Source organism: Sphingomonas sp. 10B4 (genome assembly GCF_035019905.1).
Lineage (GTDB): Bacteria > Pseudomonadota > Alphaproteobacteria > Sphingomonadales > Sphingomonadaceae > Sphingomonas > Sphingomonas glacialis.
Genome location: NZ_JASJVC010000019.1, coordinates 41078 through 57647, shown reverse-complemented (window position 1 = coordinate 57647; position 16570 = coordinate 41078). Strand labels below are relative to the sequence as shown.

21 protein-coding genes and 1 tRNA gene are annotated in these 16570 nt (G+C 67.5%); 15 read left to right on the top strand and 7 right to left on the bottom strand.

Annotation, left to right across the window (positions count from 1 at the left end; translation table 11 throughout):
• Positions 1-64: 64 nt before the first annotated feature.
• From QN347_RS08145 to QN347_RS08080, 14 genes are all read left to right on the top strand, one after another.
• On the top strand, positions 65-1606 hold the full coding sequence (locus tag QN347_RS08145) for a GspE/PulE family protein (RefSeq protein WP_322164197.1): 1542 nt from the start codon (positions 65-67) through the stop codon (positions 1604-1606).
• 139 nt (positions 1607-1745) lie between these two features.
• Positions 1746-2972: a type II secretion system inner membrane protein GspF gene (gene gspF, locus QN347_RS08140; RefSeq protein WP_322163587.1), complete on the top strand. Its 1227-nt coding sequence runs from the start codon at positions 1746-1748 to the stop codon at positions 2970-2972.
• 104 nt (positions 2973-3076) lie between these two features.
• On the top strand, positions 3077-3517 hold the full coding sequence (gene gspG, locus QN347_RS08135) for a type II secretion system major pseudopilin GspG (protein WP_322164198.1): 441 nt from the start codon (positions 3077-3079) through the stop codon (positions 3515-3517).
• Complete coding sequence (locus QN347_RS08130) at positions 3492-3968, top strand: GspH/FimT family pseudopilin (RefSeq protein WP_322163589.1); 477 nt, start codon at positions 3492-3494, stop codon at positions 3966-3968. Before gspG ends, QN347_RS08130 begins: the two co-directional genes overlap by 26 nt.
• Positions 3931-4329, top strand: a complete 399-nt coding sequence (gene gspI, locus QN347_RS08125; RefSeq protein ID WP_416194498.1) for a type II secretion system minor pseudopilin GspI — start codon at positions 3931-3933, stop codon at positions 4327-4329. Before QN347_RS08130 ends, gspI begins: the two co-directional genes overlap by 38 nt.
• A complete protein-coding gene (gene gspJ, locus QN347_RS08120) occupies positions 4326-4952 on the top strand; it encodes a type II secretion system minor pseudopilin GspJ (RefSeq protein WP_322163592.1) in 627 nt (208 codons plus the stop codon). Before gspI ends, gspJ begins: the two co-directional genes overlap by 4 nt.
• Positions 4936-5931, top strand: coding sequence for a type II secretion system minor pseudopilin GspK (gene gspK / locus QN347_RS08115; RefSeq protein ID WP_322163594.1), 996 nt, complete (start codon positions 4936-4938; stop codon positions 5929-5931). The genes gspJ and gspK overlap by 17 nt, the downstream gene beginning before the upstream one ends.
• Entirely contained in the window at positions 5928-7025 is a 1098-nt protein-coding gene (gene gspL, locus QN347_RS08110; protein ID WP_322163596.1) for a type II secretion system protein GspL, read from the top strand. Before gspK ends, gspL begins: the two co-directional genes overlap by 4 nt.
• Positions 7022-7498 carry a type II secretion system protein GspM gene (gspM, locus tag QN347_RS08105; RefSeq protein ID WP_322163598.1) on the top strand — a complete coding sequence of 159 codons (477 nt, stop codon included), beginning with the start codon at positions 7022-7024 and terminating at the stop codon, positions 7496-7498. Before gspL ends, gspM begins: the two co-directional genes overlap by 4 nt.
• Positions 7495-8226 carry a type II secretion system protein N gene (locus QN347_RS08100; RefSeq protein WP_322163600.1) on the top strand — a complete coding sequence of 244 codons (732 nt, stop codon included), beginning with the start codon at positions 7495-7497 and terminating at the stop codon, positions 8224-8226. Before gspM ends, QN347_RS08100 begins: the two co-directional genes overlap by 4 nt.
• A gap of 54 nt (positions 8227-8280) precedes the next feature.
• Positions 8281-8357 (top strand) — tRNA-His (locus tag QN347_RS08095).
• Positions 8358-8384: 27 nt separating this feature from the next.
• Positions 8385-9437 carry a Leu/Phe/Val dehydrogenase gene (locus QN347_RS08090; RefSeq protein WP_189674859.1) on the top strand — a complete coding sequence of 351 codons (1053 nt, stop codon included), beginning with the start codon at positions 8385-8387 and terminating at the stop codon, positions 9435-9437.
• Positions 9438-9522: 85 nt separating this feature from the next.
• On the top strand, positions 9523-9921 hold the full coding sequence (locus QN347_RS08085) for a VOC family protein (RefSeq protein WP_322163602.1): 399 nt from the start codon (positions 9523-9525) through the stop codon (positions 9919-9921).
• Between the two features lie 140 nt (positions 9922-10061).
• Positions 10062-10715: a hypothetical protein gene (locus QN347_RS08080; protein WP_322163604.1), complete on the top strand. Its 654-nt coding sequence runs from the start codon at positions 10062-10064 to the stop codon at positions 10713-10715.
• A gap of 44 nt (positions 10716-10759) precedes the next feature.
• On the opposite strand, the gene QN347_RS08075 is transcribed toward QN347_RS08080, so the two are convergent.
• The 4 genes from QN347_RS08075 to QN347_RS08060 form a co-directional block, all read right to left on the bottom strand.
• The gene (locus QN347_RS08075; protein WP_133188568.1) at positions 10760-11038 is read right to left on the bottom strand and encodes a hypothetical protein; all 279 of its coding nucleotides are present in this window, start codon (positions 11036-11038) and stop codon (positions 10760-10762) included.
• Between the two features lie 158 nt (positions 11039-11196).
• Entirely contained in the window at positions 11197-12600 is a 1404-nt protein-coding gene (locus tag QN347_RS08070; protein ID WP_322163606.1) for a M20/M25/M40 family metallo-hydrolase, read from the bottom strand.
• Positions 12597-13040: a type II toxin-antitoxin system VapC family toxin gene (locus tag QN347_RS08065; protein ID WP_322163607.1), complete on the bottom strand. Its 444-nt coding sequence runs from the start codon at positions 13038-13040 to the stop codon at positions 12597-12599. The genes QN347_RS08070 and QN347_RS08065 overlap by 4 nt, the downstream gene beginning before the upstream one ends.
• On the bottom strand, positions 13037-13297 hold the full coding sequence (locus QN347_RS08060) for a hypothetical protein (protein WP_189674855.1): 261 nt from the start codon (positions 13295-13297) through the stop codon (positions 13037-13039). The genes QN347_RS08065 and QN347_RS08060 overlap by 4 nt, the downstream gene beginning before the upstream one ends.
• A 101-nt stretch (positions 13298-13398) precedes the next feature.
• Here QN347_RS08060 and ettA point away from each other — a divergent pair, with 101 nt between their 5' ends.
• Positions 13399-15078: an energy-dependent translational throttle protein EttA gene (gene ettA / locus QN347_RS08055; RefSeq protein ID WP_133188560.1), complete on the top strand. Its 1680-nt coding sequence runs from the start codon at positions 13399-13401 to the stop codon at positions 15076-15078.
• Positions 15079-15102: 24 nt separating this feature from the next.
• On the opposite strand, the gene QN347_RS08050 is transcribed toward ettA, so the two are convergent.
• The 3 genes from QN347_RS08050 to QN347_RS08040 all read right to left on the bottom strand — a co-directional run bounded on the left by QN347_RS08050 (position 15103) and on the right by QN347_RS08040 (position 16525).
• Positions 15103-15675, bottom strand: a complete 573-nt coding sequence (locus QN347_RS08050) for a Uma2 family endonuclease (RefSeq protein WP_322163609.1) — start codon at positions 15673-15675, stop codon at positions 15103-15105.
• A 67-nt stretch (positions 15676-15742) separates the two neighbouring features.
• Positions 15743-16012 carry an acylphosphatase gene (locus tag QN347_RS08045; protein WP_323494009.1) on the bottom strand — a complete coding sequence of 90 codons (270 nt, stop codon included), beginning with the start codon at positions 16010-16012 and terminating at the stop codon, positions 15743-15745.
• 132 nt (positions 16013-16144) lie between these two features.
• Positions 16145-16525, bottom strand: coding sequence for a DoxX family protein (locus tag QN347_RS08040; protein ID WP_322163613.1), 381 nt, complete (start codon positions 16523-16525; stop codon positions 16145-16147).
• Positions 16526-16570: the final 45 nt, after the last annotated feature.

Sequence of the window (16570 nt, the reverse complement as noted above, 5' to 3'; positions counted from 1 at the left end):
GGGGTTGGGGTGGGGCCGTGCCGCGTCGGCTGGCGGCGGTCTCGGTGAGACACGCCCCACCCCCATCCCCTCCCCTGAAGGGGAGGGGCGCTATCATAGCCCCGCAACCATCCCCTACGCCTTCGCACGCCGCTTCGGCGTCGTCCTCGACCCCACCCACGACCACCTGACCGTCGCGATGCGTGAGGGCTCCGACCCCAAGGTCCTGCTCGAACTGCGCCGCCACCTCGCGCGCGCCTTCGACGTGACCTTCGTCGTCGCGACCGAATTCGACCGGCTGCTGTCCGAGGCCTATGCGATGGACGGCCAGGCCGCCGCGATGGCCGCGGGGACGCTCGGCCTCGGCGACGAACTCGACCTGCTCGCCGATCATCTTCCCACCGCCGACGATCTGCTCGACACCGCCGACGATGCCCCTGCGATCCGGCTGATCAACGGCATCATCGCCGACGCCGCGCGCAACGGCGTGTCGGACATTCATATCGAGCCGTACGAGACCGGCCTCGTCGTCCGCATGCGGATCGACGGCGTGTTGCGCGAAACTCTGCGGATGCCGCCACACGTCGCCCCCGTCGTCGTCAGCCGCGTCAAGGTGATGGCGCGGCTCGACATCGCCGAGCGACGCGTCCCGCAGGACGGGCGGATCGGCCTGACGCTGGGCGGCAAGCTGCTCGACGTCCGCGTCTCGACGCTGCCGAGCCGCGCAGGCGAGCGCGTGGTGCTGCGTATTCTCGACAAGGAAAATGCCGGGATCACGCTCGACGTGCTCGGCATGACGCCGGCGATCAACCAGTTGCTGAAAGAGGCGATCACCGAGCCCAACGGGATCATCCTCGTCACCGGGCCGACCGGTTCGGGCAAGACGACGACGCTCTACGCCTCGATGCGGCTGCTCAACGACGGCAGCCGCAACATCCTGACGGTCGAGGATCCGGTCGAATATGCGATGGAGGGGGTCGGCCAGACGCAAGTCAACGCCAAGGTCGGGCTGACCTTCGCGGCGGGCCTGCGCGCGATCCTGCGGCAGGATCCCGACGTCGTGATGGTCGGCGAAATCCGCGACCGCGAGACCGCCGAGATCGCGGTGCAGGCGTCGCTGACCGGGCATCTCGTGCTGTCGACGGTCCACACCAACGACGCGGTCGGCGCGATCACGCGGATGCGCGACATGAAGGTCGAGCCTTTCCTGCTGGCGTCCACGCTGCGCGCGGTGATCGCGCAGCGGCTGGTGCGGCGCTTGTGCGAAGTGTGCCGGCGGCCGGTCGCGGCGGATGCGTCGGTCGCGGCGCTGCTCGGGTTCGAGCCGGGTGCGATCGTCTATCAGGCGGTCGGTTGCGAGCAGTGCCAGGGGACGGGCTATAAGGGCCGCGTCGGCGTCTATGAGGCGATCCGCATCGACGAGACGGTGCGGCGGCTGATCAACGATGGCGGCGACGAAGCGCTGATCGCGCGGCATGCGTTCCTGCATGCGCCGACGCTGGGGTCGGCGGCGCGGCAGTTGGTGCGCGACGGGGTGACGACGGCGGAGGAAGCGGTACGCGTTTCCAGGCGCGACATGGCCGATGCCGAGGCGCCGATGGTCGTGCCGGAGGTGGCGGGTGAGTAAATCCCTCTCCCTGTGGGAGAGGGAGGGAGCCGCCGTCAGGCGGCGGAAGGGTGAGGGCAGCCCACGCCGGTTGGCCGCGCTGCCCTCACCCGTCCTCGCTTCGCTCGGCCACCTTCTCCCGATGGGAGAGGGGTAGAAGATGCCTGACTTCGATTACCTCGCGATCGACACCAAGGGCCGCGAAACCCGCGGAGCGATCGCCGCACCGTCGATCGATGCCGCGCGCGTGCTGCTCGACCGTCGCCGGCTCTATGTCGTCAAGGTCGAACCCGGCTCGGGGCGCCAGCCCAAGGGCAAGCCGCTCCTCTCCGACCTCCGCCTGGGCTCGAAGAAAATGAGCACCAAGCAGCTCACGCTCTTCACCCGCCAGCTCGCCACGCTCAACCGCGTCTCGCCGCTTGAGGAATCGCTGCGCACGATCTCGCGCCAGACCGAGCAGCCGCATGTCCGCGCGATCGTCGAATCGGTCCATTCAGGCGTCGTTGAGGGTCGCCGCCTGCACGAGGCGATGGCGCGCGAGGGCAAGAGTTTCCCCTCGCTCTACCGCGCGATGGTGTCGGCGGGCGAGAGCTCGGGCTCGCTCCCCGTCATTCTCGAACGCCTCTCGGTGCTGCTCGAGCGCCAGGCCGAGATCAACGGCAAGATCATCACGACGCTTGCTTACCCCGCGGTGCTCGCGGTGGTGGCGATGGCGGTCGTCACCGCGCTGATGGTGTTCGTCGTCCCGCAGGTGGTCGAGCAGTTCGACACCGTCGGGCAGCAGCTCCCGTTCCTCACGCGCGTCGTTATGGGGCTCTCGAACTTTATGGTCGGCTATTGGTGGGCGATCCTGCTCGTCATCCTGCTCGCCGGCTTCGGATCGTGGCGCGCGCTCAAGAATCCGCGGATCAAGCTCGGCTTCGACACCTGGATCCTCAAGCTGCCGCTACTCGGCCGCCTGTTCCGCGATCTCCACGCCGCGCGCATGGCGCGCACGCTCGCGACGATGGTGGCGAGCCGCCTGCCGCTGCTCGAAGGGCTGACGCTAACCGGCAGTACGATCCACAACCTCCGCCTCAAACAAGCATCGGACGAGATCATCGAATCGATTCGTGGCGGCGGCAGCCTGTCGGCGGCGATGCGCCGTGCGGGCGTCTTTCCGCCGCTGCTGACGTATCTGGCTGCATCGGGCGAGACCGCGGGGCAGCTCGACGACATGCTCGAACGCGCGGCGGAGTATCTCGAGCGCGAGTTCGATCGTTTCACCACGACCGCGCTGTCGCTGCTCGAGCCGATCATCATCGTCGTGATGGGGGGTGTCGTCGCGACGATCGTGCTATCGATCCTGCTGCCGATCCTGCAGCTCAACACGCTTGCCGGACAATGAGGTTTGTTATGTCTGAAGTTTCCCAAGCCCCCGTCACCCCGGACTTGATGCGGGGTCCAGGCGAGACCGCCGACGTTGCGCTCGACGCCGAGCGTCTCGCGTCGATGCCGGATCACGTCCGGCATGACGACGACGGGGAATCGGGCTTCACGCTGATCGAGCTGATGGTGGTGATCGTCATCATCGGGCTGCTCGCCGCGATCGTCACCTACAACGTCCTGCCGCTCGGCGACAAAGGCAAGATCGTCAAGGCCAAGGCCGACATCTCGACGATCGAGGGCGCGCTCGATCTCTACAAGCTGCAGAACGATTCGTACCCCTCGACCACCGATGGCCTGCAGGCGCTGGTCTCGGCCCCCGCGGACGCCGATGCGTCGAAGTACCAGCGCGGCGGCTATATCAAGAAGCTGCCGGTCGATCCGTGGGGCAAGCCGTATCTCTATGCGGCGCCCGGCGCACATGGCGAGGCCGATGTCTGGACGCTCGGCGCGGACAAGAAGGAAGGCGGCGAGGGCGTCAATGCCGATATCGGCAGCTGGCAGTAATCGCCGGAAGGGCGAGCGCGGCTTCACGCTGATCGAGCTGATGGTCGTCGTCACGATCATCGGCCTCGCCAGTGCAGCCGTCGTGTTCGCGCTGCCCGATCCGCGCGGTCGTCTCGCCGACGAGGCCGCGCGCTTCGCGACGCGGACCAGCGCCGCGCGCGATCTTGCCGTGGTCGGGGCCAAGCCGATCAGCGTGTGGGTCTCGCAGGGCGGCTACGGGTTCGACGAGCGGGTGGACGGCGCATGGGTCGCGATGGCCGAGAAGCCGCTGCGCGTGACGCAGTGGGGCAAGGGCACGCACGCGCTGCCGAGCGGCGACGGAACGCGCGACCGCATCCTGTTCGATTCGACCGGCGGGACCGATCGCCCGCTCGACGTGACGCTCGAGCGCAGCGGACAGAGTGTCGTCGTCCATGTCGGCAATGACGGCAAGGTCCGCATCGGTGGCTAAGCCCCGCGGCTTCACGCTGATCGAAATGATGGTCGCGCTCGCGGTGTTCAGCCTCGCCGCGCTCGCGCTGATCCGGCTCGAGGGCGCGACGATCCGCGGCGCCTCGACGCTCGACACGACGCTGCTCGCACAGACGGTCGCACGCAATGTCGCGATCGAGGCGATGACCGACGCCAAGCCTCCGACGATCGGCGCGGCGAGCGGTGTCGAGAGCAATGGCGGGCGCGCGTGGAGCTGGACTCGCAGCGTCCAGCCGACCGGCGACATCCGCGTGCTGCGGATCGACGTCACCGTGCGCGATCCGGCGGGGCGGCAGGCTGGGCATCTGACCGTGGTGCGCGACGGGACGCGCGCGCCATGACGCCCGCGACCGACGATGCCGGCTTCACGCTGGTCGAGGTGATGATCTCGCTGCTGATCTTCGGCTTGCTCGCCGCGGCGGGGGTGGCGCTGTTGTCGTTCTCGGTCCGCGCGCAGACCGCGACGGGCGTGAAACTCGACGACGTCTCGGCGATGAACCGGCTCGGCGCGATCCTCACTGCCGATCTCGCGCAAGCGACGCCGCGCCCGACGCGCGGCGAGGATGGCCGCGTCCTCGCGCCCTTCACCGGCGAAGCGGGAGCGGCGGCAGCGCCGATGCTGCGGCTGGTGCGCAGCGGCTGGAGCAATCTCGACGGCACGCCGCGCGCGAGCGTGCAGAAGGTCGAATATGGCGTGGTCGACGGCGCGCTCGTGCGGACCGCCTATCCGATGCTCGACGGCGCGCCGCCGCTCCCGCCGACGCCGCTGCTGGCGCACGTCCGCCAGGTCGCGCTGCGCTACCGCGTCAAGGGCGCGTGGAGCGACCGCTGGACCGGCAGCCCGCAATCGCCGCTGCCCGACGCGCTCGAACTGCGCGTGGTGCGCGACAGCGGGATCGCGACGCGCCAGCTCTTCCTCGTCGGCACCGGCTATGGGAGGCGCGTCGATGACCGCGTCGGTTGAGCGCAAACCCTCCGAGCGCGGCGCCGCGCTGCTCACGGTGTTGCTGCTCGTCGCGGTGATCGCGGTGCTTGCCGGGACCGCGCTCGAGCGTTTGCGACTCGCCACGCGGCTCGGCGGCAACGCGGTCGCGCTCGACCAGGCGCGCGCCTATTCGTTCGCGGCCGAGACGCTCGCGGTCGTCAGGGTCAGCGAGTTGCTGCGCAAGAGCCCCGACAAGGTGACGCTGCAGGGCGGCTGGAGCGGCACGCCGTACCCGCTGCCGATCCCGAACGGCACCGCGACGGCAACGGTCGTCGACGGCGGCAATTGCTTCAATCTCAACAGCCTCGTGACCGAGACGCCCGCGAAAAGCGGCAGCTATTTCGCCTACACGCCAGCGCAACTCCAGTTTGCGCGACTGATTCGGCTGGTCGATCCCGCAGCGGCATCGCCCGAGGCGATCGCCGCTGCCACCGCCGACTGGATCGACAGCGACGATTCGCCGATCACCGGCGGCGCCGAGGACCGCGACTATCGTGGTGGCGCGCAGCCCTATCGCACCGCGAACACGCTGATGAGCGACCCGAGCGAGTTGCGCGCGGTGCGCGGCGTGACGCGCAGCGATTATGACAAGCTCCGCCCGTGGCTGTGCACCTTGCCCGTCGCCGCGCTGTCGCGGATCAACGTCAACACTCTGCTGCCGGAGCAGGCGCCGCTGATCGCGATGCTGCGGATCGGGCTTTCGCCCGAGGCGGTGCGGCAAGTCCTGCTCCAGCGCCCGCCTTTGGGCTTCGCGACGACGACGGCCTTCTGGGCGCAAAGTGCGGTGCGCAGCAGCACCGGCGACGATGCGCCGTCGCAGACCGACGTAAAGACGACATGGTTCTCGCTCAAGGTGCGCGTCGCGCTCGGCGGGGCCACGCTTGAGCAAACCGGACTGATCGACGCAACGGCGCTTCCCGCGCGGCTCGTATCGCGGCAATGGGGCGAGCCATCATGACACAAACGCTCGTCCTCTTCTTGCCCGCCCCCGATCTGCCGTGGCGCTGGCTGCGCATCGCGGGCGACACCGTCGCGGCGCGCGGCGAGGGCTTTCCGCTGCTCGCCGCCGATACGATGCTGGCGTGTGTCGCTGTCGCGCCGGCTGACGCGGTGACGCTGCATTGGGCCGAACTGCCCGATCGCTCGCTTGCCCAGTCGGTCACTGCCGCACGCATGCTCGCGGCGGATGCAAGTGCGGGCCCGATCGGCGATCTGCACGTCGCGGTCGGGCGCGAGGGGGAGGTCGTCGAGCGGCCGATCGGCGTCGTTGGCGCGCTGCAGATGCGCGCATGGCTCGATCTGCTGGCCGAGAACGGCGTCGATCCCGATGCGATCTTGCCCGCGCCGCTGCTGCTGCCACGGCCCGAGACGGGCTATCTGCGCGCCGATCTCGGCGGCGAGGGCGTGGTGCGCGGGGTCACGAGCGGGTTCGCCGATGAAGCTCGGCTGACCGAGCTTGTCACGGGCAGCGTCGCGCCGGTGGTCCTGTCGCGCGATGCGCTCGAGACCGCGATCGTTGCGGCGGTGGCGGCGCCGTCGCTCGATCTTCGCCAGGGCGCGTTTGCGCGCAAGACGCGCCGCGCGGTCGATTGGGCGCTTGTCCGCCGGCTCGGCTGGCTGAGCGCGGCGATCCTCGGCGTGACGCTGCTCATCACGATCGTCCAGCTGGTCAAATATTCGACCGCAGCGGATGATCTTGAACGCCGCACCGAACTGCTCGCGCGGACCGGGCTTGCGCGCGGCGAGGCGGTGAGCGACGCCGATCGCCAGTTGACCGCGCGGCTCGACCGGCTGCGCGGCGGCGGGCTGGGCTTCAGCCGGAGCACGGCGGCGGTGTTCGCGGCGATCCGCGCGACGCCGGGAAGCGAAGCGCACACGCTCGCCTTCGATCCGAATGGCACGGTGCGCGTCGGCGTCGGCGTCCAGAATGAGGGGCAGATCCTCGACCTGCAACGCCAGCTTGGCGCGAGCGGGTTCGACGCTACGCCGCAAGGCCAGTTCCAGGCGGTGAACGGCCGGCTCTCGGGGGAACTGACGGTGAAGCCACGATGACCGAGCGCGTCCTCATGTGGTTTCGCGCGCGCACGCAGCGCGAACAATATCTACTGCTGACCGGCGCGGTGCTCACGCTGCTGGTGCTGTGCTATTTTCTCGTCGTGCCGCTCGGCGATGCGCTCGAGTCGGCGAAGGCGCGGCATGCCGATGCGGTGATCGCGCTCGGCGAGACGCAGATCCGCGTCGATGCGGTCAAGGCGGCACAGACGCTGCGCGTCGCTCCGCTCGATGCTCCGCTCGAATCGGTGATTCGCGCGCGCGCCAACGATGCCGGCTTCGCGCTGGCGAGCGTCACGCCGCAGGGCAGCGACCGAGTCGAGATCGCGATCGGCTCGGCGCGACCCGGCGCGCTGGTCGCGTGGATTGCCGAACTCGAGGCGGCGGGGATTCTCGTCGACCGGCTCGCCACCACTGCTGGCGCCGACCGTACCGTGTCGGTGCAAATGACGTTGAAGGCGAAGGGCCAATGACGCGCTTTCGGTTGAAGACCGGCCCCGTCGCGCTGTTCGGCGCGGTGTTCGTCGTCGCGCTGCTCGTGCTGTTGCCGTTGCGCTTCGTGCTCGGGGCGTTCGAGCTCGAGCAAACGCGAGTCGCCGCGCGCGAGGCGAGCGGCAGCGTGTGGTTCGGGCATCTGCGAGAGGCGCAGGTCGGCAGCATCGCGCTCGGCGATCTGAGCGCATCGCTGTCGCCTTGGGCGTTGCTCGCCGGCCGGGCGCGCGTCGATCTCGCGAGTCCGGCGACGGGTGCGGACGCGACTCGCGCGATCCACGGCGCGATCAGCGTTTCGCGGCACGGCATCGGGCTCGACGACATGACCGCGAGCGTGCCCGCCGGTGCGGTGTTCGCGCCGCTGCCGGTTAGCGGGATCGATCTCGACGCCGTCACCATCCATTTCGTCAACGGCACGTGTGAGAGTGCTGAGGGGCGCGTCAAGGCGACGCTCGGCGCCGATATTGCAGGGATCAGCCTGGGGCAGGGGCTCACCGGCACCGCGCGCTGCGACGCAGGTGCTTTGCTGCTGCCGCTCGCGAGCCAGGCGGGGACCGAGCAGATCGCGTTGCGGCTGTGGCTGAACGGGCGGTTCCGCGCGGACCTCACGGTCAAGCCGAGCGACCCGAGCGCGGCGCAGAAACTCGAGCTGAGCGGCTTTCAACCGAGCCCGTCGGGGCATCGGCTGTCGATTGACGGTAAATTCTGAACGATCCATTCTTGACGCTGGCCCCTCGACCCCGCTAGGGGCGCTTCCTCTGCGGCGATCGTAGTTCAATTGGTTAGAGCGTCGGCTTGTGATGCCGGATGTTGCGGGTTCAAGTCCCGTCGGTCGCCCCACTTCTTTCAACAGCCAGGAATTTGTCCGTGACCACCGGCTGGGGCTTCCCCGATTTTGATGATCATGAGGGCGTGCACCTCTTCACCGATCCCGCTTCGGGGCTTCGCGCGGTCATTGCGGTTCATTCGACCAAGCTCGGGCCGGCGGCTGGCGGCGTGCGCTTCTGGCACTATGCCGATAGCGACCGCGCGATCACCGATGCGCTGCGCCTGTCGCGCGGGATGAGCTTCAAGAACGCGATGGCCGATCTCCCGATGGGCGGCGGCAAGGGCGTCGTGCTCGCGGCCAACCCTGGTGACAGCATCAGCCATGCTCAGCTCGAGGCGTTCGGCCGCGCGGTCGAATCGCTCGGTGGGCGCTATGTGACCGCCGAAGACGTCGGCATGTCCGAAGCGAGCATGAAGACGATCGCGACGATGACCAAGCATGTCTCGGGCCTCCCCGTCGCAGCCGGCAGCGCTGGCGGCGATCCCGGGCCGTACACCGCAATGGGCGTCTATCTCGGCGTCAAGGCAGCCGCACAGCGCGGGCTGGGCGCTACCGACATGAAGGGCGTGCGCGTCGCGATCCAGGGCGTCGGTAGTGTCGGCGGCGGGCTCGCCCGCTTGCTCGCCAAGGACGGCGCGGTGCTCACGCTCGCCGACGTCAATGCCGACCGCGCGAAGGCGCTTGCCGAAGAGCTCGGCGCGCAGACCGCTGGTGCCGACGAGATTCTCGGCGTCGAGGCCGACATCGTCAGCCCCAACGCGCTCGGCGCGATCCTGACTCCGGCATCGATCGCTGCGCTTCGCACCACGATCGTCGCAGGCGGCGCGAACAACCAGCTCGAGACCAAGGCCGAGGGTGCGGCCCTCCAGGCGCGCGGCATCCTGTACGCGCCCGATTACGTCATCAACGCCGGCGGCATCATCAACGTCGCGCTCGAATATCTCGGCCACGGCGACCAGGCCGAAGTCGAGACGCGTATCGCTCGCATTCCCGACCGGCTGGTCCAGGTGTGGGACGAGGCCGAGCGCACCGGCGCGCCGATTTCCGACGTTGCCGACACGATCGCACAGCGTCTAATCGGCCGCGCTTGAAGGCCGCCCACGCGGACGCCCTCGGGCGTCCGCTGAGGGGCGGTCTGGCATTGGCGCGACGGGCGTTATCGGTCAGAAGGGCCGGATGCCACAGCGTCTCGCCCTGACCTCGCTACTCGTTGCGGATTATGATCTCGCCATTGCCTTCTTCGTCAATGCGCTCGGGTTCGAGCTTCGCGAGGATACTGCGCTCGGCGATCAGAAGCGCTGGGTCGTCGTTGCGCCGCCGGGTAGTGCAAACGGGCTGCTGCTGGCGCGAGCCGTTGGCGAGGCACAAGTCAGCGCGGTCGGCAATCAGAGCGGCGGACGCGTGTTCCTGTTTCTTGAGACCGATGATTTTGCCCGCGACCATCATGCCTATACGCAGCGCGGCGTCCAGTTCGTCGAGCCGCTGCGACACGAGCCGTACGGTATTGTCGCGGTCTTCGAGGATCTGTGCGGAAACCGCTGGGATCTGATCCAGCCGATACGTTCTGGCCACTGACCCGTGGGTGTAGCGCCCGTGAAGCGGCGGCGCGCCCGCGCTTGTGCTTAGACCCCGCACTTGTGCTTAGACCCCGCACTTGTGCTTAGACGTCGCGCGCAATTCCCGTACAGCAGCCTGATGAACGCAAAGCAGACGCAATGAGTGGCTGGATCGGTTTGGCGCTGATCGGCGTCGTGGCCGCCGCAGCCTTATGGGCCAGCGGCGTGTCGCGCTCGCTGTGGACGCTGGTCGGCGCTGCCGTGATGCTCGGGGCTGCCGGATATGCGCTTCAGCAACGCGCCGGGCTTGGCGAACATCTGGCGGCGTCGGATGCGATCCCCGTGGCGGTCGCGCCGGAAATGGTCGAGCTGCGCGACGCGATGCTCGGTCGCTTTACCGGCGACGGCGCATATCTGATCGCGTCGGACGCGCTGATGCGCGCGGGCAGCCGGCGTAGCGGCGTCAATGTCATCCTGCTCGGCCTCAACCATTATCCGCGCAGCCTGACGCTGTGGACCGGGCTGGGGACTGCGATGGCGCAGCACGACGCCGCGATGTCCCCCGCGGCGCGGCTCGCGTTCGAGCAGGCGACCCGGCTCGCGCCAGACCATCCCGCACCAGCATTTTTTGAAGGGCTCGCCTACGCGCAGGCCAGGGACTATCGCACCGCGCGTCGCTATTGGGCGCGGGCGCTCAGCCTGGCGCCCGCTGGCACCTCGTATCGTCGCGAGATCGCGTTGCGCTTGGCGGCGCTCGACATGGTCCTCGCGCAGCTTGACGCAGCGGGCACGAAAAAGGGCGCCTTCCGCTAGGAAGGCGCCCCAAATCTTCAGATCCGGGCCGAAGCCCAGTGATCTTAGTTGGCAGCCTTGGCGACGTTGTCGGCCTTGGCTTCGCCCGCGTCACGGACGTTGTCGGCAGCGTCATGCAGTTCGTCGGCCTTGTTTGCCAGGACGTCCGAAGCAACCGCGTTCGAGGTGTTCGAAGCCATGTCGTCGATCATCGAAGCGTTGTTGTCGATGCCGTCGGCGATGACGTCAGCATTGTTTTCGATTGCAGCAGCTTCAGGGTTCTTGTTGCAAGCGGCGAGCGAGACCAGGCCGGCGGCGACGAGAACAAGGGCGATCTTCTTCATGCAATTGCTCCCAAGCAAATTAGCGCTTCGCAGCCGGCCCTATGCCGCCCGCGAAGGTCGGAGTCATAGCGCCCCGCTGCGGTGCGTCAATCGCAAATCGGCCATAGACGGGCGCTTCTGCCACCTTTCGGCCATATTTGCGACGAAGCGAGCGCGGGCTATTTCTTTGGCGTAACCGGGCCGATTGCCTCGGGCGCATCGGCGACGATCGCGAGCATTGTCGTCCAAGCCGCTACATTCTGACGCAATTGTTGCGGATCGATCCGCTCGAGCGTGTCCTCTGGCGTGTGGTGGTAATCGAAATAGCGCGTGCCGTCCTGGTTGAGGTCGATCGCGGCAACGCCGGTCGCCAGAGTCGGGCCGACATCGGTCCCGTCGCCCCCGATTCCGCTGCCGCGAACGATTCCGAGCGGCGCGAGCGCGGCGCCGAGGCGATCGCCGACGGCTTTGGCGGTCGCGGGGAGGTTGGTTTCGAATCGCCAGACGCGGTCGGCGCCGAAGTCGGATTCGGCCGCCAGTGCGTGCGTCTCGCCGGCATGTGCCTTGGCATAGGCGAGCCCGCCGAACCCACCGGTCTCCTCATCGCCGAACCAGACGACGCGGATCGTGCGGCGATGCCGGCCGCTGTCCATCACCCGCTTGGCGGCGGCGGTGGTGATCGCGACGCCCGAGGCGTCATCGATCGCGCCGGTGCCGAGATCCCAGCTGTCGAGATGCCCGCCGATCAGGATCGTGCCTGCCGTGGGATCGGTGCCGGGGACTTCGGCGACGACATTGCCCGACATGCGGGTCGGCACGAAGGTCGGCGTGAGGGTGAGGTGGAGCGTGACGGGCTTGCCGCGCTTGATCATCCGCTCGAGGTTGGCTGCATCGGAGACCGAGAGCGCGGCAGCCGGGATCGGGGCGACGCCCAGCGCGAAATTGGTGACGCCGGCGTGGGGGCCACGGCCGTGGTCCGATCCGATCGAGCGGATCACGATCGCGCTTGCGCCCTTCTGCGCAGCGATGCTCGGGCCAGCGCGACGCGCCTGGCCTTCGGGGCCATAGGCCGATCCGTCCTGATTGGCCTGCATCGCGTTCGAGACGAAGGCGATCTTGCCCTTAAGACTCCCATCGGGCGCTGCACGCAGGTCCGCGAGCGAGGGGAAGAAGGCGACCGGGAGCGTCAGCCCCTCGGCGGGCGTCGCGCCCGAATTGCCGAGCGCGGTCAGCCGCAGCGGCTGCGCGAACGGCGCGACCACCTCCGCCGTCTCGACGCCGCGGACCCAGACATTCTGCAGTTCATACGGTTCGATCCGCACATTCTTGAAGCCGAGGCTCTTGAGCTTCGTCACCGCCCATAGCCGCGCGCGCTCTTCCTGCGGCGAGCCGTCGGGGCGGGGGCCGACCTCGGTGGTGAGCCCCTCGACGATGTCATAGGCGATGTCGTCGCCCAGCGCCTTGTCGCGCAGCGCAGCGACTGCGGGATCGACCAGCGGGGCAGGGCGCTGGGCGAGCGCCGGGCCGGTGAGCAGGGTCGAGGCGAGCAGCAGGCAAGGGGCGAGGGCGCGAAGCTTGGTCAAGAAGGAGTCCCGTCTGTTTGCAAGGGGTTGATGGCGGCGACACCGAGCGAGGCGGCAGCGCGGACTTGGCGGATGTCGGTCGAGACGAGTGTAAGCCCGAGGCGTCCGGCAGTGGCAATGTGAATCGCGTCGGGAAGGCGCAAACCGAGTTGGAAGCGCAGCATGTAGCCCGTCGCGACATCGATATCGGATGGCGCGACAGTGGCGCGGGCCCAATCGGGAAGACGCGTGGGGAAATCGAGTAGCAGCGTCTGTGCTTTGGTAGGATCCAATTGCTGCATCCGGACCCGCCGACCGACCGCCGAGGCAAGCTCCCCAAAGCCGAAGTCGCTATAGCTGAGGCTGGGCTTGGTCGTCTCGATCCAATGCCGCACGCTGATCCAATCGGTATCGCGGAACACAAGCGTGCCCATCACGCTGGCATCGCAATAGTGGCTCAATGATCGTCCTCGTCCCGCATTTCGCGGAGCAGTTCGCCCCAGCTCTTCTCGAAACGCGGCATCGGGTGTTCAGCGTGGAAGCGCTCGAGTTCCGCGATGTCGATAGGCTGCGGTTCGCGAGCCGAGACGTCTGGCTCCCGCGCGGCAACGGTCGCCACCACCACGCCATCGCGCACGATCTCCACCGCGCCGTCGCGCTCGACCGCTTCGACCAGATCCGCGACGCGGCGATCATCCGAGATGTCGATCCGTTCCATCGCAACAGGCTACCGCACCCCGCCCACGTTGCCAACGCCCCCGCGCATCGCTATCTGCCACGCCAACAATCCACCATCTTTAACCCCGGAGTCCGCAGCCGATGGCCGTGCAGTACAGCTATGTGATGAAGGGCCTGACCAAGACCTTCCCCGGCGCCCCCAAGCCGGTGCTCAACAACATCTCGCTCCAGTTCCTGCCCGACGCCAAGATCGCGATCATCGGGCCGAACGGCTCGGGCAAGTCGACGCTGATGAAGATCATGGGCGGGATCGACCCCGAATTCACCGGCGAGGCGTGGGCGGCCGAGGGCATCAAGGTCGGCTATCTGCCGCAGGAGCCCAAGCTCGACGAGACCAAGGACGTGATCGGCAACGTGCGCGCCGGCGCGGGCCCAATCGGCGGGATGGTCGATCGCTATAACGAGATCGTCGCGATCATGGGCGATCCGCCCGAGGATTGTGATTTCGACGCATTGCTCGCCGAAATGGGCGACCTGCAGGAGAAGATCGACGCGGTCGACGGCTGGAGCCTCGACAACCAGCTCGAGATCGCGATGGAGGCACTGCGTTGCCCACCGGGCGACAGTTCGGTCACGAACCTGTCGGGCGGTGAGAAGCGTCGAGTCGCCTTGTGCAAGCTGCTGCTCGAAAAGCCCAACATCCTGCTGCTCGACGAGCCGACCAACCATCTCGACGCCGAAAGCGTCGCCTGGCTCGAGAACTACCTGCGCGATTATGTCGGCAACGTCATCCTCGTCACCCACGATCGCTACTTCCTCGATAACGTCGTGAACTGGGTGCTCGAGCTCGATCGCGGGCGCTATTACACCTACGAATCCAACTATTCGGGCTATCTCGAAAAGAAGGTCAAGCGGCTCGAGCAGGAGGATCGCGAGGAGCAGGGCAAGGCCAAGGCGATCTCGGACGAGCTCGCCTGGATGCGCCAGACCCCCAAGGCGCGCCAGACCAAGTCGAAGGCGCGTATCCGTGCGTTCGACGAGCTGATGGAGAAGCAGGAGAACCGCAGCGTCGGCAAGGCGCAGATCCTGATCCAGCTGCCCGAGCGTCTCGGTGGCAAGGTGATCGAGGCCAAGGGCCTGACCAAGGCTTACGGCGACAAATTGCTGTTCGACAATCTCGACTTCGTGCTGCCGCCAGGCGGCATCGTCGGCGTGATCGGGCCGAACGGCGCGGGCAAGTCGACGCTGTTCAAGCTGATCACCGGCCAGGAACAGCCCGATGGCGGTTCGATCGAGGTCGGCCAGACCGTCAAGCTCGGCTATGTCGATCAGTCGCGCGATGACCTGACGCCGTCGAACACGGTGTGGGAGGAAGTCTCCGACAAGCTCGAAGTGTTCCGCTTCGGCAAGCAGGAGCTCGGCACGCGCGCTTATGTCGGCGCGTTCAACTTCAAGGGCCAGGACCAGCAGAAGAAGGTCGGCCAGCTGTCGGGCGGTGAGCGCAACCGCGTCCATCTCGCCAAGATGCTCAAGGAGGGTGGCAACGTCCTCCTGCTCGACGAGCCGACCAACGATCTCGACGTCGAGACGCTGCGCGCGCTCGAGGAAGCGCTCGAGAGCTTCGCGGGCTGCGCCGTGGTCATCAGCCACGATCGCTTCTTCCTCGATCGCCTCGCGACGCACATCCTTGCGTTCGAGGGTGACAGCCATGTCGAATGGTTCGAGGGCAATTTCGAATCGTACGAGGAAGACAAGCGCCGTCGCCTCGGCGATGCGGCCGACCGCCCGACGCGGCTGGCCTACAAGAAGCTGACGCGCTGATCAGCGCGGTCGATGCGGCGGGCCCTAGAGGCTCGCCGTATCGACGCTCAACCCGACGATCGTCGCCGCTGCGATGACATCGCCGAACGCGACAGCGCAACGTTCGGCATAGAGGTCGCCGGTGGGCGACCACATCTGGTGGATCGTGCGCGCCTTGATATCGACCACCCAATATTCGGGCATCGCGGCGCGGGCATAGCTCGCGACCTTGCGGCGGATGTCGCTGCGCATCGTCGTGTCGGATACTTCGATGACGAGGTGCACCGATAGGAGCGGGACGAAGCCTTCGCCGCGCGGCTCGCTCGTCAGCACGATGTCGGGCTCTGGCACGTCGTGCCCCGACAGCGCGATGCTCGCCTCGACCAGCGGGCGCAGCGGCGAGCTGATCGCCCGCAGCGCCGCGCGGATCGCATCATACAATTCGATCTTGGCGAGCGCGTGCGGTCGATGCTGTGCGTTCACGAAATACACCCCCCCGTCGATCAACTCGGTGCGAGTGTAGGGGGCGAATGCTCCTGCTTGGTGAAGCAGCAGATAATCCTCGGCCCGCAGCCGGACTGGCAGCGGCGCGGTATTGAGGGGCGGCGCATCGCTCATGCGCCTAGAATAACACTGCTATAGGTTAAGTGCAGTTGCGAAATTGGCCCCGTTTCGGTGCAGTCCGCTAGGCGGTGAAGCGCTTGGTAAAGCCCTTTGGCGCGCGCTCGTCGGCGGGAAGCGTCTCGACATGGTCGACGCGCGAATGTTCGGATCCCTCGCGGCACGCCTCGGCCATCGCGACGACCGCTTCATCCTCGCCGACGACGAGCAATTCGACTCGCCCGTCGGTCAAATTGCGGACCCAGCCGGTGAGGCCCAGCTCCTGCGCCTTGCGCACTGCCCAATCGCGATACCCCGTCCGCTGAACCTTACCACTCACGAACACGCGTTGCATCGTCATTGTCTTGTACTGCTCCCGACACGGCGCGCTGGAATGACGCACGCCGGACCGGCGCTATAGCCGCGTCGATCGCGCAACGCACGACCATCGATCGCACGGCGCGCAATATTCGTCGCACGCCGCGCTTCACATCTTAGAGCGGCGCGCATCCAAGCTGATCGGGCCGGCTCCGGCCGCGGCGAGATACAGGAAGACGAAGCAATACAGCATCGCCGCTTCGCCACCGTTGGCGGCCGGAAAGACGCTCTTGGGGAAATGCGCGATGAAATAGGCGGCGGCCGACATGCCCGACAGCACGAACGCCACCGGCCGAGTGAACAGCCCGACCAGGATCAGCGCGCCCCCGCCGAGCTCGAGCACGCCGGCCACGGTCAGCAAGGGATTGAGCGGCATGGGGAAGGGCGGGATGCCGAAGAATTTGGAGCAGCCATGCTGGACGAAGCCGAGCCCGACGATGATCCGCAGCAAGCTGAGCAAGCGGGGCGACCAGAGAGGGGGGAGCGGCATCGGCAAGGGTCCTTTGATGGTCAGGGCCCAACCGTGTGCGGCGCA

Excerpts from the sequence above, each read along its gene's own strand:
- gspM (WP_322163598.1), top strand. The coding sequence starts at position 7,022 with ATGACCGAGCGCGTCCTCATGTGGTTTCGCGCGCGCACGCAGCGCGAA.
- gspF (WP_322163587.1), top strand. The coding sequence starts at position 1,746 with ATGCCTGACTTCGATTACCTCGCGATCGACACCAAGGGCCGCGAAACC.
- gspJ (WP_322163592.1), top strand. The coding sequence starts at position 4,326 with ATGACGCCCGCGACCGACGATGCCGGCTTCACGCTGGTCGAGGTGATG.
- QN347_RS08040 (WP_322163613.1), bottom strand. The coding sequence starts at position 16,525 with ATGCCGCTCCCCCCTCTCTGGTCGCCCCGCTTGCTCAGCTTGCTGCGG.
- gspL (WP_322163596.1), top strand. The coding sequence starts at position 5,928 with ATGACACAAACGCTCGTCCTCTTCTTGCCCGCCCCCGATCTGCCGTGG.
- gspI (WP_416194498.1), top strand. The coding sequence starts at position 3,931 with ATGTCGGCAATGACGGCAAGGTCCGCATCGGTGGCTAAGCCCCGCGGC.
- QN347_RS08045 (WP_323494009.1), bottom strand. The coding sequence starts at position 16,012 with ATGCAACGCGTGTTCGTGAGTGGTAAGGTTCAGCGGACGGGGTATCGC.
- QN347_RS08085 (WP_322163602.1), top strand. The coding sequence starts at position 9,523 with ATGCCACAGCGTCTCGCCCTGACCTCGCTACTCGTTGCGGATTATGAT.
- QN347_RS08075 (WP_133188568.1), bottom strand. The coding sequence starts at position 11,038 with ATGAAGAAGATCGCCCTTGTTCTCGTCGCCGCCGGCCTGGTCTCGCTC.
- QN347_RS08130 (WP_322163589.1), top strand. The coding sequence starts at position 3,492 with ATGCCGATATCGGCAGCTGGCAGTAATCGCCGGAAGGGCGAGCGCGGC.
- QN347_RS08100 (WP_322163600.1), top strand. The coding sequence starts at position 7,495 with ATGACGCGCTTTCGGTTGAAGACCGGCCCCGTCGCGCTGTTCGGCGCG.
- QN347_RS08050 (WP_322163609.1), bottom strand. The coding sequence starts at position 15,675 with ATGAGCGATGCGCCGCCCCTCAATACCGCGCCGCTGCCAGTCCGGCTG.
- QN347_RS08060 (WP_189674855.1), bottom strand. The coding sequence starts at position 13,297 with ATGGAACGGATCGACATCTCGGATGATCGCCGCGTCGCGGATCTGGTC.
- gspK (WP_322163594.1), top strand. The coding sequence starts at position 4,936 with ATGACCGCGTCGGTTGAGCGCAAACCCTCCGAGCGCGGCGCCGCGCTG.
- gspG (WP_322164198.1), top strand. The coding sequence starts at position 3,077 with ATGCCGGATCACGTCCGGCATGACGACGACGGGGAATCGGGCTTCACG.
- ettA (WP_133188560.1), top strand. The coding sequence starts at position 13,399 with ATGGCCGTGCAGTACAGCTATGTGATGAAGGGCCTGACCAAGACCTTC.
- QN347_RS08080 (WP_322163604.1), top strand. The coding sequence starts at position 10,062 with ATGAGTGGCTGGATCGGTTTGGCGCTGATCGGCGTCGTGGCCGCCGCA.